A 14,228-nucleotide genomic window follows, 5' to 3' on the forward strand; every position below is an offset into this window, starting at 1 on the left:
GGTCAGGCTCCCGTGACGAGGTCGAACTTCTCCCAGAGGCCGATCGCGGTGCGGTTGGCGATGAGCGGCGCGGCGCCGGCGTTCTCGGCCGTGACGTAGCGGTTGTTGACGGTGGCGCGCAGGCTGACCGTGCCATCGCTGTTGCGGATCAGCGCGAATGTCTCCCACGAGCCGACGGCGGCCCGGTTTGCCACGAGGGGATTGTTGCCGGCGTTCTCGGCGCAGACGTAGAGGCCGTTGGCCTTGGAGCGCAGCGCGACGTTGCCGCCGGAGAGCGTGACGATGTCGAAGCGGTCGGCGGCCGTGGCGGCGCTGGCGATGAGGTTGCCGGAGGCGGCGGTGACGAACTTGTTGTTGGCCCGTGCGCGCAGCGCGGTGCCGGTCGGCTGCGGGTTACTTCGGGGGGTGCAGTCCGCCGTCACGGCGCCGGCGGCGATGCGGAGGCCGCCGAGCAGGAGCCGGGTGAAATTCGGGTCGGCGTAGGACTCCTGGGTGTGGCCGAGGCCGGTGTAGAAGGCGCGGCCGCCGCCGTAGTTCTGGCACCAGGTGATCGGGTGGTCGCCGGCCATCGAGCCGCCCGAGTAGGTGCTCTCGTCCAGGCTCAGCAGCACGCGGACGTTCGCTCGCGGGTTGGCGCGGTAGTTGTACCACTCGTCGGTGCGAACCCAGGCCGCCGGGAGGTGCGCGGTGGCCGGGTTGGTGGCGTCCTCCACCCGCACGGTTGCCGGCTGGATCGCCGGGTGGGAAAGGAAATACGCGCCGACGAGGCCGCCGTACCAGGGCCAGTCGTACTCGGTGTCGGCGGCCGCGTGGACGCCGACGTAACCGCCTCCGGCCCCGATGTACGACTGGAACGCGGCCTGCTGGTTGGCGTCGAGCACGTCGCCGGTGGTGGAGAGCCAGACGACGGCCTGGTACTGCGCCAGGTTGGCGGCGGTGAACTGGGCGGCGTCCTCGGTGGCGGTGACCGAGAAGCCGTTCTCGTTGCCCAGCTTCTGGATGGCGGCGATGCCGGCGGGGATGGCGTCGTGCCGGAAGCCGGCCGTCTTCGAGAAGACCAGGACCTTGGTGAGGGGCGCGGCCGACGCGGGGATCGCCGGCGACGCGATGAACAGGAGGACGAGGGCGCAGAGGATCGTGGTGAGGCGTCGCGACATGGGGAATCGACTCCTAGCCGTTGACGAGCGTGAACTTCTCCCAGGGACCGATGGCGTCCCGGTTGGCGATCAGGGCCGCGGCGCCGGCGTTCTCGGCCACCACGTACTTGTTGTTGACCGTCGCGCGCAGGCTGATCGTGCCGTCGCTGTTGTTGACGCGGGCGAAGGTCTCCCACGGGCCGGCCGCGGTGCGGTTGGCCACCAGGGGGTTGGCGCCGGCGTTCTCGGCGCAGACATACAGGTTGTTGGCTCGGGAACGCAGGGCGACGTTGCCGCCGCCGAGGTCGATCAGGTCGAAGCGCTCCGTGGCGCCGATCGCGGTGGCGCTCGCGACGAGATTGCCGTTCGCGCTCACGTATTTGCTGTTGGCCTGGGCGAGAAGCGCGGTGCCGCCGCCTCCGCCGGTCGCGGTCCCGAGGCCCAAGGTGGACGCCGTTCCGCTGAGCGTCTTCACCCCTTGGTTCGGCGTGCCGGTGAGCGTGACGGAGGCGTACGAGGAAAGGGGTTTTGCCGTTCTCTCGATGACGTAGGTGGTGCCGCTGGTGGTCGCGAAACTGACCTCGGCGGTCGAGACCGTGGTGACGATGGCGTTGTCGGAGGTGCGGCGGACCCGGATCTGCTGGGTGCCCCACGGATTGACGACGCGGGCCTGCTTGCCGAACTGGCTGCGGATCCCGATGTACTTTGTCTCGCCCGCCTCGCGCTCGGAGCTGACCAGGAAGCCGTCCTTGGCGAGAAGGGTGAACTTGCCGACGAAGCCGGAGTCGCTGGGGAGGGCCGGAAAGACCCGGATCTTGTCGTTGTACGACTGCAGCAGCGACTCGTTCATCGCGGCGAGGTGGATGCCGAGGTACTCGAACACGCCGTTGGTGTTGTTGGTCATCCCGTTCGGGTAGTTCTGGTACTTCTGCAGCATCGTCCGCATGCCCTGGTACGCCTGCTCGCCGAGGCCGAGACGCGCGGCGTGCACGTGGTCGTTGGCCCAGACGTTGCCGTACGGGAAGGGCCGCACGTTCCAGGTCTGGACGGCGGTCTGCGTGTCGGGGTAGCCGATGCCGGTCTGGTCGTAGGGCCAGACGAGCTCGAGCGCCACGTTCTCACCGTTGCGGGTCTGCGCGGTGGGCGGGTCGTGCGGGAGGTAGGCGCCGTTGCTGGTCTGGTAGGGCGCGAGGTTGTTCAGCACGTCCTGCCAGCCGGCGCGCAACCCCGCGTCGAGGCCGAGCTGCGTCGAGACCTGGATGGTCAAGGGAAACAGCAGGCGTACGGCGGCCAGGTCGGTGATCGCGTTCTTCACGTCCCAGTACGTCTCGTGCGCGTTGGAGCTGGCCATGTAGTACTGGGATCCGTTGCGGGACAACCGGTTCTGGTAGAAGCGCGCCGACTCCCGCATGAACGGGTACGCCACGTTCTGCAGGTAGGAGGCGTCGTTGGTGTAGCGGTAGTAGAGGTACATGTTGTAGGCGGCCTCGGTGCCGGTCGAGTAGATGTCGTTGACGAAGTCGCTGCCGACCGTGCCCCGCGCGTTGCCGTCCCAGCCCATCGTCTCGGGCACCCAGAGCGAGTCGGTGCCGTAGCGGGTCTGGGTGTACGCCTTGAGCGAGTTGAGGTTGCGGCCGTACAGGTTGTTGAACGTCCGCATCATGTCGGCGTGATTCGAGGCGTAGAAGGAGTTGTAGACGTCGCGCTGGTTCCAGTACCAGTACCCGTTGCTCCATTTGGAGTTGTCCTGGGTGGCGCGGAAGACGCCGTTGATGAAGTGCAGCGGATAGTTGCCCTGGCCGCCCGCGGCGATCATGTACGTCGCGAGGTAGTAGACGTTCTCCAGGTAATCCGAGCCGCCGGCGTTGTACTGCACGAACGACCTCTGCCAGAACGCGTGCCACCAGTTCTTGTAGTTGGCGAACGTGGTGGCGTAACCGGTCTGCTTGACCGCGGCGAGCTGGTTCCTCGCCTCCTGCACCGAGTTGCGGCCGGGCGCGTTGACGCGGCTCGCCGCCGTGAACCAGATGGTGTAGCTGCTGGTCGGCGTGATGCTCAGGCGGACCCGGGTGCCGTTGACGGTCTGCGAGGTGTAGGCGGCGCCCTCGACGGTCGCGGCGAACGTGTAGCCGAACCCGTTGGCGTCGGTCTGCCCGCGGCTGAGGCCGGCGCCGGTCGAGTCGGCGTATGTGCTCACCGTGCGCCAGGTGTTGAGGTCGGGAACGTCGGCGATGTTCTGCACCGTGTTCATGTCCCAGAGGCTCAAGTCGAGCGTGATGCTGCCGCCCGCCGGTCCCTCGACGTGGACGCCCATCACCTCGGAGTTCGGGGCGCCCATCACGGTGACCGTACGGTTGCTGTCGTATTTCGTGGTGAGCGTGCCGTCGTACAGCGAGAGCCGTTGCTGGTACGTGGTGGCGGCCGTGTTCAGGTTCAAATTCAGGTTGCCGGCCGCGTAGGTGGACTGCTCGGCGAGGTCCACACCGGACACCTGCATGGTGATGCCGTTCTGGTCCCAGGCCATCGCGCCGGTGCGGCCGTTGCCGACGGTCAGCCCGTGCAGGGGATTGGTGTTCGGGCGGTTGTAGACGACGTCGTGCTTGGCGAGATAGCCGGCGTAGTCGACGTTCAGCGCGCCGGAGCTCGAGTTGAAGGCGGCGTCGGTCGGGGCGGCGCTCGCCGGGGACGGGTGGGCGACGACCAGGCCGGCGAGGAGGAGGCCGGCCGCGGCCGCACGGAGCACTCTCATAGGGACGACCCTCCGGGGAGTGAGATCGGATCGACACATGTCCGCCACGAAGGATTAACATCGGGTCTCTGCCGCCGTCAATTCCCTGATGTCGATGTCTCGCGAGGCGCACAAAAGGCCGGTGGGCTGCCTACTTCGGTGATGATCGAGTTTCAGCGCTTGCTGAAAGATCCGATGTATGTCAGCAACCGCTCAGCAACTTTGCGAACCGGCCGAACGGGAAGTTGCATCATTCAGCGACTGCGCCAGGCCAGGAGAGCAACATGAACGGTCGCCTCAACGACATGCGGGTCAGCGTCAAGATCGTGTTGGCGGTGGCGGTGGTCGCCCTGGTCGCCGTGGTGACCGCCGGGGTCGCCTGGGCGCGGCTCGGGTCGCTGGACGTCCGCGTCCAGGGCCTCAAGAGCGACAACATCGTGCGGCTCGATGCGCTGGTAAGCCTGCAGAACGGCATGTCGGACATGTATCGTGCGCTCTTCCTCTATTCGGGTGCACAGACGGCCGCCGACCGCACCAACTACGCGAAGCTCACGAGGGACGGGCAGGCCGCGGTGGACGCCGCCGGCCAGCAGTACGTCTCCTCCCCCGACCCGTCGTCCACCTGGCAGACCCAGACCAAGGCCTTCGGGGCCGCCTGGAGCCAGTACAAGGCGCTGGTCAACCTGCTGCTGTTCCAGGAGGCGCCGCCGGCCGGGGTCACCCTGCCGACCACACAGGCCGAGCAGTACAAGCTGTGGAGCGACTCCGAGAACACGATGAACACCGCCGTCGACAAGCTGATGGACCTCGAGCGCTCGCAGGCGGCGCAGGACAGCACCGAGGCCCACCAGGACGCGGTCGGCGGCCGGCGGACCATCCTCATCCTGGTGCTGGCCGGGGTCATCATCGCGGTCGGGCTGGCGATGCTGATCGGCCGCAGCATCTCCCGCCGCCTGGCCGGCGTCCGCGGCGTGCTCGACGCCGTCGCCGGCGGTGACCTGACCCGGCAGGCGGCGGCCGGCGGCGGCGACGAGGTGGGCATGATGGCCGGTTCGGTGAACCAGGCCACGACCTCGATCCGCGAGACCGTGGCGGCGCTGGCCGGCTCGTCCCGGACGCTCGCCGAGTCGTCGCGGCAGCTGTCGTCCTCGGCCGAGGCCATCGCCGGCAACGCCCAGGACACGTCGGCCCAGACCGGCCTGCTGGCCGCCGCGTCCGAGGACGTCGCGCGCAGCGTGCAGACGGTGGCCGCCGGCACCGAGCAGATGGGGTCGGCCATCCGCGAGATCTCCCAGTCGGCCAACGACGCGGCCGGCGTCGCCTCGCAGGCGGTCACCGAGGCCGCCGCCACCAACGCGAGCATCGCCAAGCTCGGCGAGTCGTCGGCGGAGATCGGCAACGTGGTCCGGGTCATCACCGCGATCGCCGAGCAGACCAACCTGCTGGCGCTCAACGCCACCATCGAGGCGGCGCGGGCCGGCGAGTCCGGCAAGGGCTTCGCCGTGGTGGCCTCCGAGGTCAAGGACCTCGCCCAGGAGACCGCCAAGGCCACCGGCGACATCTCCCAGCGGGTGGAGGCGATCCAGGCCGACACTGACGGCGCGGTGGCCGCGATCGGGCGGATCTCCGAGATCATCGCCCAGATCAACGACTACCAGACGACCATCGCCTCCGCGGTCGAGGAGCAGACCGCCACCACCAACGAGATGAGCCGCTCGATCGGCGAGGCCTCCACCGGCTCCGCGAGCATCTCGGACAACATCGCCAGCGTCGCCGAGGCCGCCCGGACGACGACCGCCACGGTCGCCGAGACGCAGCGCTCGGCCCAGGAGCTGGCCCAGATGTCCGCGGAGTTGCAATCGGTGGTGTCCCGCTTCCGGGTCTGATCCGCTGATTCAGAGGGTCAGCACGACCGTGGAAACGCTGCGCGCGGGGACAGTGACGGTGACCTGACTGCTGTTCACACTCGCCGGCTGGGTGGCCGCGCCGGCGTTCTGCGTGGTGGCGTAGTACTCCGCCTTCGCGATGCTCTGCGGCGCCTGCAGAACGGCGCCGTTGACCGCGCTGCCCGACCGGTTGAGGATCACCAGCGCGATCTTCCCGCCGCCCTGGTACGCGGTCACCTCCAGCGGGGACGCCTTGGTGCTCTTCGTCAGGGCGATCCGCTGGTAGCCGGGACGCACGTACTTGGCGTACTGCGAGAACGCGTAGCCGCGCTTGAGCGGGGCGCCGGCGGTGGTGCCGTACGCGGCCTCGCCGTCACCGATGAAGGAGTAGTACCGCTTGCCGTACCACCAGATGTAGGCGCTCCAGTTCGACTCCATCGACTTGTGGACCGTACGCATGATGTCGTCGAGCGTCTCGTCCCAGGCCGCCTTGTTGGCGGGGTCGCCCCAGATGTTCGAGCCGCTGCCGTCGGCCTCGTGGAAGTTCCACTCGGTCATCCACACCGGCTTGTTGTACTGCTCGGCCAGCGGATACTGCTTCAGCCGGCCGGCGTCCTCGGTGCCGTACAGGTGGCCGCCGATGTAGCCGAGGTTGGCGCGGGCGCCCGCGTCGTTCAGCGCCGGATCGGTGTAGCCGTAGTTAAGGTTCACCGCCTCGGCGACCATCAGCTTGGTGTTCTGCACCTTGGCGCCCTGATCGCGGACGAAGTCGCGCAACTGGTTGCCGGTCCAGGTCATCGAGTCGTAGTCGGGGGCCCAGTCCGGCTCGTTCTGCACCGACGTGACGTCAATGGTCACGCCCTGGTTGCGCATGTACTGGACATAGCTGTTCAGATGGCCGGCGTAGTCGTCGTAGTAGTCAGTCTTCAACGACCCGCCGTTGGTCCGGCTGTTGTTGGTCTTCCACGCCGCCGGGGCGGTCCACGGGGTGGCGAGGATCTTCACCCCGGAGCCGGAGGATTTCGCGGTCTTCAGGGCGCTCACCTGGGTCGCCCATTCGCTGGAGACCGGAGAGATCCCGGTACGCACGATCGACAGGCCGAGCTGGCCGGCGCCGAGCCCGACCAGGGTCTGCGTCTCGGTCGTCGACCAGGCGCTGCCCCAGATCGACACCGCCGCACCGAAACCGTCGACGGTCTGATACTTGGTCGCGGTATTGACGGTGATGTCCGCCGAGGTGGCCGGAGGCGGGGAAGTTGGCCCCGTCGTCGGTCCGGTGCCGCCCGTGCACGCCACTCCATTCACGGCGAAGCTGGTCGGGGCCGGGTTGCTGCCCGTCCATGAGCCGTTGAAGCCGAACGAGACCGTGCCGTTGGTCGCGACGGCGCCGTTGTAGCTCACGTTCCTGGCCGTGACCGCCGCGCCGCTCTGGGTCAGCGTCGTGTTCCAGGCCTGGGTGACCGACTGGCCCGCGCTGTAGGACCACGTCAGCGTCCAGCTCGTGAGTGGATCGCCCAGATTGGTGATGGTGACGTTGGCGCCGAACCCACCCTGCCACTGCGACGACACGGCGTAGTCGACCGAACATCCGGCCGCCGCGGCATCGGCCGGCAGCGCGACGGCAACCGCCGCCGACGCCAGCGCCAGGACACCGGCGGATGCCAGCCCGAATGTGGTCGCTCTCGATCTGGGCATGGAGCAGTCCTCCCCGGCGCATTCATGAAAGTCATTGCATAATCGCATTTAAAGATCGCGAAGAATGTTACGGGAGCGCTCCCATACTCACAACAAAGGGAAGGTCGGGAAGTCGCGTCTGGTTCAGGAACTCTGCGACCGTTCGGGCCTGCCCTACCTGTACTTCACCGCGGTCAAGGGCGCTTCCGTCACCGAATCCACGACCCAGTTCCTCGCGGCCTTGACCGGCCGGTCCTGTTGCTCCTTCTCGGCAGCGACCTGCACATGATGCGGCGCTTCACCGCATACGACCAGCCGTTCTACGGCCGTGCCGACAACCTCGTCCTCGGCCCGCTGAATCTCGCGGAGACGGCCGACGCAGCCGGTCTGGCGGGATCCGACGCCGTCGACGCACACCTGATCACCGGTGGCCTACCCGGCATGCTCCTGCGCTGGCCGTCCGGCACTCCCGCCGAAGACCACCTCCACGCGGCCGGCCCGACGCCGGGTACGCCCTGTTCCAGAACCGGTGGAGCAGCTGGCGTGGCCGGGCCGTCGAACCGTTGATCCGTACGTCGGTGGAGCAGGCCACCCTCACCGGGGCGCTGCCGTGGCCGGAAGCCCAGGTCGTCGGTGGCTGGTGGAACCGGCAGTTCAACCCCGAGATCGACCTGGTGGGCGCCGACCGGGCCCCCGTCGCATCGCGGATTCATTTCTGCGGGTCGGTGAAATGGCTTAGCACTCCGTTCGACGGCCACGACCTACATCAATTGCGGGACGGCGCTCGCCAGGTTCCCGGCTTCGACGCTGCCGCCACCGGGCTGCTCGCCGTCAGCCGCTCCAGTGCGGATATTCCGGCGGATGCCGCCGACGTCGTGTGGGGTGCCGGAGACGTGGTGGCAGCCTGGCGGCCCTGACCCGGCGTGCTAGCGCTGCTCGGCCGGGCACCACCAGGTGGTCCGGCCGGCGACCGTGCCGTGTTTCATCGGGGCGCCGTCCCGGGGGCAGCGGCCGTCGGGGCGGCGCTGGGCGACGATCGTCAGGGTGTGCACGCCGCCGTCGCGGAGGGCGGCGGCCACGGCTTCCCGGGTGGCGTTCAGCAGGCGCTTTGCCTGGGGGCGGGTCAGCTCGTCGCCGGGGCGGGCCGGGTTCACCCGTGCCTGCCAGAGGATCTCGTCGGCCAGCAGGTTGCCGATCCCGGCGATCAGGTGCTGGTCCATCAGGCGGCCCTTGACCGGGGCTGTGCCGCCCGTGACGGCGTGGAGGAAGGCCTTGTCGGTGATGGTTGTCGCGTCGGGGCCCAGGGCGTCGAGCACCGGGTCGAGGCGGATCCGGCCGAGCCGGCGAGGGTCGACGAGCATGAGGCGCCCGCCGTCGGCGAAGGTGAGAGTGAAGCGGGACCAGCGGTAGTCGCCGGGCACGCGCCGGCCCTCCCAGTAGTCGCCGCCGTCGATCTCCTGGCCGCCGGGGTCGGCGATGACGATCTTGCCGGACATGCCCAGGTGGACGCCCAGAATCGGGCCGCCGGAGGTGTCGCACCACATGGTCTTGCCACGCCGGTGGACGGCGGTGAGCTTGAGACCGGTAAGGGCGGCACGGATGTCACCCGGTCGGTGCGGGCGGCACACGTACGCGTCGGAATCGTCGACATCGACGATGAGCCGGCCCAAGGCTGCGCGCTCGATGACCGATCTGGCGAACTCGACCTCCGGCAACTCCGGCATCAGAGGGGCCGGCCCTCGCGCAGCTCACGCACGAGGGAGGCAACGACGGCTTTGAGGCTTCCGTCGTTCGCCGCCGCGACGCGCAGCTGGCGCTGGTAGCTGGCGCCGCACTCGGCGACGTCGCGCAGATGCTCCAGCTCCGCCACGCAGTCGAGCTCCTCGGCGATCGGCGTGAGGGCCGGCAGCAGTTGGTCGAGGTCCTTGGTGACCAGGCGCTCGTCGCCTGCGGCGTTCTGGATGATGATCGCGTCCATGCCGTAGCGGGCGGTGCGCCATTTGTTCTCACGGACGAACCAGGGCTGCATCTGCGGGATCTCCCGGCCGGCGTCGAGCTCACGGGAGAAGTGCTCGACCAGGCACTGGGTGAGGGCCGCGAGCGCGCCGATCTCCCGCGCGGTGGGGATGCCGTCGAAGGTGCGCACCTCGATCGTGCCCAGCCGCGGCGACGGGCGGATGTCCCAGCGCAGCTCGCTCAGCTCCTCGATGACGCCGATGTGCCGCAGGTCGGCCACCATCGCCTCGAACTGCGCCCACTCGGTGAACTGCGGCGGCAGCCCGGCCGTCGGCAACTGCTGGAACATCAGGGCGCGGTTGGACGCGTACCCGGTGTTCTCCCCGCCCCAGAACGGGCTCGACGCGCTGAGCGCCTGGAAGTGCGGCAGGTAGGTGAGCAGGCCGTCGATGATCGGGAACACCTTGCGGCGGTCCTCGACCCCCACGTGCACGTGGACGCCCCAGATCAGCATCTGCCGGCCCCACCACCTCGTGCGGTCGATCAGCGTGGCGTAGCGCGGCTTGCCCGGCGTCACGTGCTGCTGGAACCACTGGGCGAACGGATGGGTGCCCGACGAGATCAGGTCGACGCCCATCGGCTCGGCGAACTCGCTCACCCGCTCGGCCAGGCGGGTGAGATCGTCGACGGCGTCGCGCACCCGCGGGTGCGGCGCGCTGACCAGCTCGACCGTGTTGGTGAGCAGCTCGCTCGTCACATGCGGGAAGGTGTCGGCGGTGCCGAGCTTGGTCAGCAGCTCGGGGCCGGCCGGGGAAAGCTCCCCGCTGCGCCGGTCGACGCAGGCGATCTCCCACTCGATCCCCAGCCGCGACCTGCTCGACGCGGCGAAGTCAATGCCCATGAGCCCGCCCGGCTCGACAGGCGAACCGGCAGAGAACGGCCATGCCGCCCAGCCTAACGGACGCCTCAGGAGGAGGCCGAGAGACGGATCGCCTCGACCGGGCCGTCCAGGCGCAGCGGGCCGGCGGCGTGCGGCACGAGCAGGGTGTCGCCACGCCGGATCGACAGGTTGTCCTGTTCACCGGTCAAGCGGCCCCCGCCGGCCACCGCGACCAGAATGCTGAAGCCCTGCTCGAGCCGGTCGCCACCGCGATGGCGCGAGGCCCGGAAGAACTCGTCGGCGGCGGCCGGCAGCAGGGTCTCGCCGCCGCGCAGGCCGGCCAGTCGCGACGGGCTCCAGGCGCTGCGGTCGACGCACGCCAGCGCGAGGTCGTAGCCGAGGCCGAGGTGGCCGTCCGCCAGGCCGAACTCCGAATACTCGAGCAGCACCGAGAAATCGGTCGGCTCCTGGATCTCGACCAGCAGGATGCCGTCGCCGATCGCGTGCGGCAGGCCGGCCGGGCAGAGGATCGCGTCACCGGCCGCGACCGGGATTCGGTTGGTGGCCGCGAGCATGCCCGCGGAGTCCTGCGTGGTCACCCAGGCTGCCAATTCCTCGCTCGCGACGTCGCGAGCGAAACCCAGATGCACGTACGCGCCGGGTCGCGCCGAGACGATCACCCACGCTTCCGTCTTCCCGTACGGCGATGCGAGGTGCGACGTCGCGAAACGGCGATCAGGGTGGACGTGCAGGGGCAGGCGCTGGCCGGCGTCGAGCAGCTTGACCAGGACGCCGGTGTCCTTGCGGCCGGGCCCGACCCAGTACCGCGGGTCGTCCTCGACGGCGGAGGCCAGCAGCCGCCCGTCGGCCAGCGCCGACAGCCCGGACGGCGCGAGATCGAAGCGGCTGGTCGTCGAGCCGACCCAGTCCTCGGGACGGTCGGGCAGCGCCGGCACGTTGCGGAACTCGGCGATCCGGCCGGCGCCGCGGTAGAACGTCTCGGGCTGGTTGGCGGCGAGGGCCTCGACGGTCATCGGTGTCGCTCCAGGGCTAGCTCGGTCAGGAATCCGCCGACGAAGGTGTCGCCGAGCCCGACGGTGGTGGGGTTCTCCACGTCGAGGGCGAAGCCCGGGACGCAGACAACAGTCTCGCCCATCCGCGAGCGCAGCGCCGCCGCGAAAGCCACCGACTCGGGTCGCCGGGGCTGCCGGCGCAGGCGCTCGGCGTCCTCGTCGGTGAAGTCGTCGCCGTGGCTGTAGCGGGTGGCGGCCATGACGGTGCCGGTGTCCAGGGCCGCGGCGTGGTCGCCGGCGCCGAGCGCCAGCGCCCAGTACTTGGTGTGCAGCACCAGCGTCGGCACCGGGATGAGCTCGCGCACCTCGGTGAGCGCCTTCGCCACCTCGGCGGCGTCGAGCAGGTCGACCGGGCGGCCCAGATACGACTGCAGCTCGTCCTCGTTGAGGCCGTAGACGTCGATCTCGTCGAGCAGCGCCGAACGGACCCGGCGGCTGAAGGCGGGCTCGTGGTAGGCGGCGTCCTCGAAGTAGGTCACCGCCCCGGACGGCAGCTGGCGCATGTGGTCTCGCAGCTGGGCCAGGCGGGCGTCGAGCTCCTGCTCGCTCCGCATGGCGTTGAAGCCGGAGATCAGGAAGACCTCCGCCTGGGCCAGCCGGTCGCCGAGGTCGTCGGTGAGCAGCATGTCGCCGTTGGCCGGGTCGTTGACGTAGATCAGGCGGTTGGGCGACGGCGCCTCGATGTCGAGGTCGCCCGACCGGATCCGCAGGCCCTTGTCGTACTGAACGATCAGGTGCGGGAAGAAGGTGTCCTCGACGCCGCTGTTGATGTAGTCGGTGTCCGCCGGCAGCAGCCGGCGGAACGTGTCGTTGACGGTGACCAGATGCAGCGTCGACGGGACGCCGAGCCGGCTCATCAGGATCCCGGCCCGCACCGAGGTGCCGCCTAGGGTCTCCCGATGGGGGAACCGGTTGGCGAAGGCCGACAGCGCCGGGGCGGAGGCGACGAAGTGCTCGCCGCCCGCGCCCCGCGCCACGTAGCTGAGGATCGACACGACCAGGTCCCGCTCATTGGTCACCACCGCCGGCGACGTCAGGTCGGCGGCAACGATGCCGTGCTCGGAGATCAGCCGCGCCAACGGAAAAGGGGTCAGCTTGAGCTCGTAGTCGACACAACCGCCAAGACCCAGCAGCACACGGGACGCATCGGTCATGTCAGTAGAGCGAGCCCTTGCCGGCCGCCCCGAACAGCTCGATCTTCTGGGCGGCGACCACCTGCATGGCGCGAATGCAAGCAGGCTGGATGGCATTGGGCTCGCGGACCTTCGGGTCGTTGCCGAGCACCTCCCGCATCTTGTTGTGGTAAGCGACCTTGATGTCGGTCGAGATATTGATCTTGTTGATGCCGATCCGGGCCGCCTCGCGGATCTCGTCGTCCGGGTTGCCGGAGCCGCCGTGCAGCACCAGCGGGATCTGCAGCCGGCCCTTGATCTCCTTGAGCAGGTCGAGCTTCAGCTCCGGCTTGAGGTGCGCCGGATAGAAGCCGTGGAACGTGCCGATCGCGATGGCCAGGCTGTCCACGCCGGTCTGCTCGACGAAGGTGACCGCGTCGTCCGGGTCGGTGTAGATGATCTCGGCGGCGCCGGCCTCGGCGTAGCTGTCGTTCCCGCCGATCGTGCCGAGCTCGCCCTCGACCGAGACGCCGAGGATGTGCGCCGACTCGGTGACCTTCTTGGTGATCGCGATGTTCTCGTCGAACGGCTTCAGCGAGCCGTCGATCATCACCGAGGTGAAGCCGTACTGAATGGCGGTCAGAACCTCGTGATAGGTGGCGCCGTGGTCCCAGTGGATCGCGATCGGCACCGAGGAGCGGTGCGCCCGCGAGATGATGCCGGTGATCATGTCGGGGCCGATGTGCTTCACCTCGTCGGGGTGGATGGCGACGATCAGCGGCGCGTTCGTCTCCTCGCTGATCTCCACGATCCCCTGGAACATCGCCCAGTCGCTGATGTTGAAGGCGGGCACGGCGAAGCTGTGTTCGTTGGCGACGTCCAGGATCGCCTTGCCGGTCGTGAGCATTACGGCTTTTTCTCCTTCGACGAGAAACGGGGGTCAGGCCTTGACGGCGCCGGCGGTGAGCCCGCCGATGAAGCGCCGCTGGAAGAGCAGGAAGAGGACGAGGACCGGGATGGAGCCGAGGATGCTCATCGCCATCATCTGGTTCCACTCGTACGAGTGCTGGCCCATGAGCAGCTGAATGCCGATCGGCACGGTGCGCATGTCGTCGGTGCGGGTCAGCGTGAGCGCGAACAGGTACTCGTTCCACGAGATCATGAAGGTGTAGACCCCGACCGCGATGAGCCCGGGCACCGAGATCGGCACCAGGATCCGCCACAGCGCCGTCCAGCTGGTGCCGCCGTCGACCTTGACGGACTCGTCCAGCTCCTTGGGCAGCGTGTTCAGGTACGCGGTGATCATGATGATCGCGTACGGCAGGGTGAACACCATGTGGGTGAGGATCAGGCCGGGATAGGTGTTGTACAGGCCGAGCGCGACGACGAGCCCGAAGTACGGGATGACGAGCGTGATCGGCGGCACCGCCTGGACGCTGACGATCACGGCGTTGATGGTCTTCTGGAAGGGGAAGGTGAAGCGACTGAACGCGAACCCGGCCAGCAGCGCCACCAGCAGCGTCAGGACCGTCACCCCGATGGCGACGATGTAGCTGTTGGCAAAGAAGCGCAGCTGGGTCGAGCTGCCGAGGATCTCGCGGTAGGCGTCGAACGAGAAGGTCTTGGTGATCAGCCGCGGCGGGTTCTGGAAGACCTCGCCGTTGGCCTTGAACGAGGTGGACAGCATCCACAGCACCGGCAGGCCGGCGAACAGGCCGCCGAGGACGAGCCCGGTGATGACGCCGGCCTTGGCGACGGTGCGACGGGTCTTCAGGGTGGCCAC

General features: G+C 68.7%; 12 protein-coding genes. 3 read left to right on the forward strand and 9 right to left on the reverse strand.

All coding sequences use genetic code 11. From position 1 onward, the window contains the following. Positions 1–2: 2 nt before the first annotated feature. Positions 3–1,157: a ThuA domain-containing protein gene (locus ACQPZX_RS33140; RefSeq protein ID WP_433363968.1), complete on the reverse strand. Its 1,155-nt coding sequence runs from the start codon at positions 1,155–1,157 to the stop codon at positions 3–5. 13 nt (positions 1,158–1,170) lie between these two features. After that, complete coding sequence (locus tag ACQPZX_RS33145; RefSeq protein ID WP_433363971.1) at positions 1,171–3,885, reverse strand: glycosyl hydrolase family 95 catalytic domain-containing protein; 2,715 nt, start codon at positions 3,883–3,885, stop codon at positions 1,171–1,173. Positions 3,886–4,148: 263 nt separating this feature from the next. On the opposite strand from ACQPZX_RS33145, the gene ACQPZX_RS33150 reads away from it, so the two are divergent. Beyond that, on the forward strand, positions 4,149–5,750 hold the full coding sequence (locus ACQPZX_RS33150) for a methyl-accepting chemotaxis protein (RefSeq protein ID WP_433363975.1): 1,602 nt from the start codon (positions 4,149–4,151) through the stop codon (positions 5,748–5,750). Between the two features lie 9 nt (positions 5,751–5,759). Here the strand turns inward: ACQPZX_RS33150 and ACQPZX_RS33155 are convergent, their stop codons facing one another. Beyond that, a complete protein-coding gene (locus tag ACQPZX_RS33155) occupies positions 5,760–7,445 on the reverse strand; it encodes a cellulose binding domain-containing protein (protein WP_433363978.1) in 1,686 nt (561 codons plus the stop codon). 264 nt (positions 7,446–7,709) lie between these two features. On the opposite strand from ACQPZX_RS33155, the gene ACQPZX_RS33160 reads away from it, so the two are divergent. Both ACQPZX_RS33160 and ACQPZX_RS33165 read left to right on the forward strand, forming a co-directional pair. Next, positions 7,710–7,991 (forward strand): hypothetical protein, encoded by a 282-nt coding sequence (locus tag ACQPZX_RS33160; RefSeq protein ID WP_433363981.1) that lies wholly within the window; start codon positions 7,710–7,712, stop codon positions 7,989–7,991. 11 nt (positions 7,992–8,002) lie between these two features. Next, on the forward strand, positions 8,003–8,341 hold the full coding sequence (locus tag ACQPZX_RS33165; RefSeq protein ID WP_433363984.1) for a hypothetical protein: 339 nt from the start codon (positions 8,003–8,005) through the stop codon (positions 8,339–8,341). Between the two features lie 9 nt (positions 8,342–8,350). Here the strand turns inward: ACQPZX_RS33165 and ACQPZX_RS33170 are convergent, their stop codons facing one another. The 6 genes from ACQPZX_RS33170 to ACQPZX_RS33195 all read right to left on the reverse strand — a co-directional run bounded on the left by ACQPZX_RS33170 (position 8,351) and on the right by ACQPZX_RS33195 (position 14,228). Further along, entirely contained in the window at positions 8,351–9,148 is a 798-nt protein-coding gene (locus ACQPZX_RS33170) for an Fpg/Nei family DNA glycosylase (RefSeq protein ID WP_433363987.1), read from the reverse strand. Next, positions 9,148–10,281 (reverse strand): glutamate--cysteine ligase, encoded by a 1,134-nt coding sequence (locus ACQPZX_RS33175; RefSeq protein WP_433363990.1) that lies wholly within the window; start codon positions 10,279–10,281, stop codon positions 9,148–9,150. Before ACQPZX_RS33175 ends, ACQPZX_RS33170 begins: the two co-directional genes overlap by 1 nt. Positions 10,282–10,346: 65 nt before the next feature. Beyond that, positions 10,347–11,294, reverse strand: coding sequence for a class I mannose-6-phosphate isomerase (locus ACQPZX_RS33180; RefSeq protein ID WP_433363993.1), 948 nt, complete (start codon positions 11,292–11,294; stop codon positions 10,347–10,349). Next, positions 11,291–12,487, reverse strand: coding sequence for an ADP-dependent glucokinase/phosphofructokinase (locus ACQPZX_RS33185; RefSeq protein WP_433363996.1), 1,197 nt, complete (start codon positions 12,485–12,487; stop codon positions 11,291–11,293). The genes ACQPZX_RS33180 and ACQPZX_RS33185 overlap by 4 nt, the downstream gene beginning before the upstream one ends. Before the next feature lies 1 nt (position 12,488). Further along, positions 12,489–13,352 carry a ketose-bisphosphate aldolase gene (locus ACQPZX_RS33190; RefSeq protein WP_433363998.1) on the reverse strand — a complete coding sequence of 288 codons (864 nt, stop codon included), beginning with the start codon at positions 13,350–13,352 and terminating at the stop codon, positions 12,489–12,491. 33 nt (positions 13,353–13,385) lie between these two features. Further along, entirely contained in the window at positions 13,386–14,228 is an 843-nt protein-coding gene (locus tag ACQPZX_RS33195) for a carbohydrate ABC transporter permease (RefSeq protein ID WP_433364001.1), read from the reverse strand.

The sequence above is a fragment of the Actinoplanes sp. CA-142083 genome, assembly GCF_050942195.1.
In the GTDB taxonomy this organism is placed as follows: domain Bacteria; phylum Actinomycetota; class Actinomycetes; order Mycobacteriales; family Micromonosporaceae; genus Actinoplanes.

What these genes read in the sequence shown, in the direction of transcription:
- ACQPZX_RS33185 (WP_433363996.1), bottom strand. Translation starts at nt 12,487, where the DNA reads ATGACCGATGCGTCCCGTGTGCTGCTGGGTCTTGGCGGTTGTGTCGAC.
- ACQPZX_RS33140 (WP_433363968.1), bottom strand. Translation starts at nt 1,157, where the DNA reads ATGTCGCGACGCCTCACCACGATCCTCTGCGCCCTCGTCCTCCTGTTC.
- ACQPZX_RS33150 (WP_433363975.1), top strand. Translation starts at nt 4,149, where the DNA reads ATGAACGGTCGCCTCAACGACATGCGGGTCAGCGTCAAGATCGTGTTG.
- ACQPZX_RS33180 (WP_433363993.1), bottom strand. Translation starts at nt 11,294, where the DNA reads ATGACCGTCGAGGCCCTCGCCGCCAACCAGCCCGAGACGTTCTACCGC.
- ACQPZX_RS33190 (WP_433363998.1), bottom strand. Translation starts at nt 13,352, where the DNA reads ATGCTCACGACCGGCAAGGCGATCCTGGACGTCGCCAACGAACACAGC.
- ACQPZX_RS33145 (WP_433363971.1), bottom strand. Translation starts at nt 3,885, where the DNA reads ATGAGAGTGCTCCGTGCGGCCGCGGCCGGCCTCCTCCTCGCCGGCCTG.
- ACQPZX_RS33160 (WP_433363981.1), top strand. Translation starts at nt 7,710, where the DNA reads ATGATGCGGCGCTTCACCGCATACGACCAGCCGTTCTACGGCCGTGCC.
- ACQPZX_RS33155 (WP_433363978.1), bottom strand. Translation starts at nt 7,445, where the DNA reads ATGCCCAGATCGAGAGCGACCACATTCGGGCTGGCATCCGCCGGTGTC.
- ACQPZX_RS33175 (WP_433363990.1), bottom strand. Translation starts at nt 10,281, where the DNA reads ATGGGCATTGACTTCGCCGCGTCGAGCAGGTCGCGGCTGGGGATCGAG.
- ACQPZX_RS33170 (WP_433363987.1), bottom strand. Translation starts at nt 9,148, where the DNA reads ATGCCGGAGTTGCCGGAGGTCGAGTTCGCCAGATCGGTCATCGAGCGC.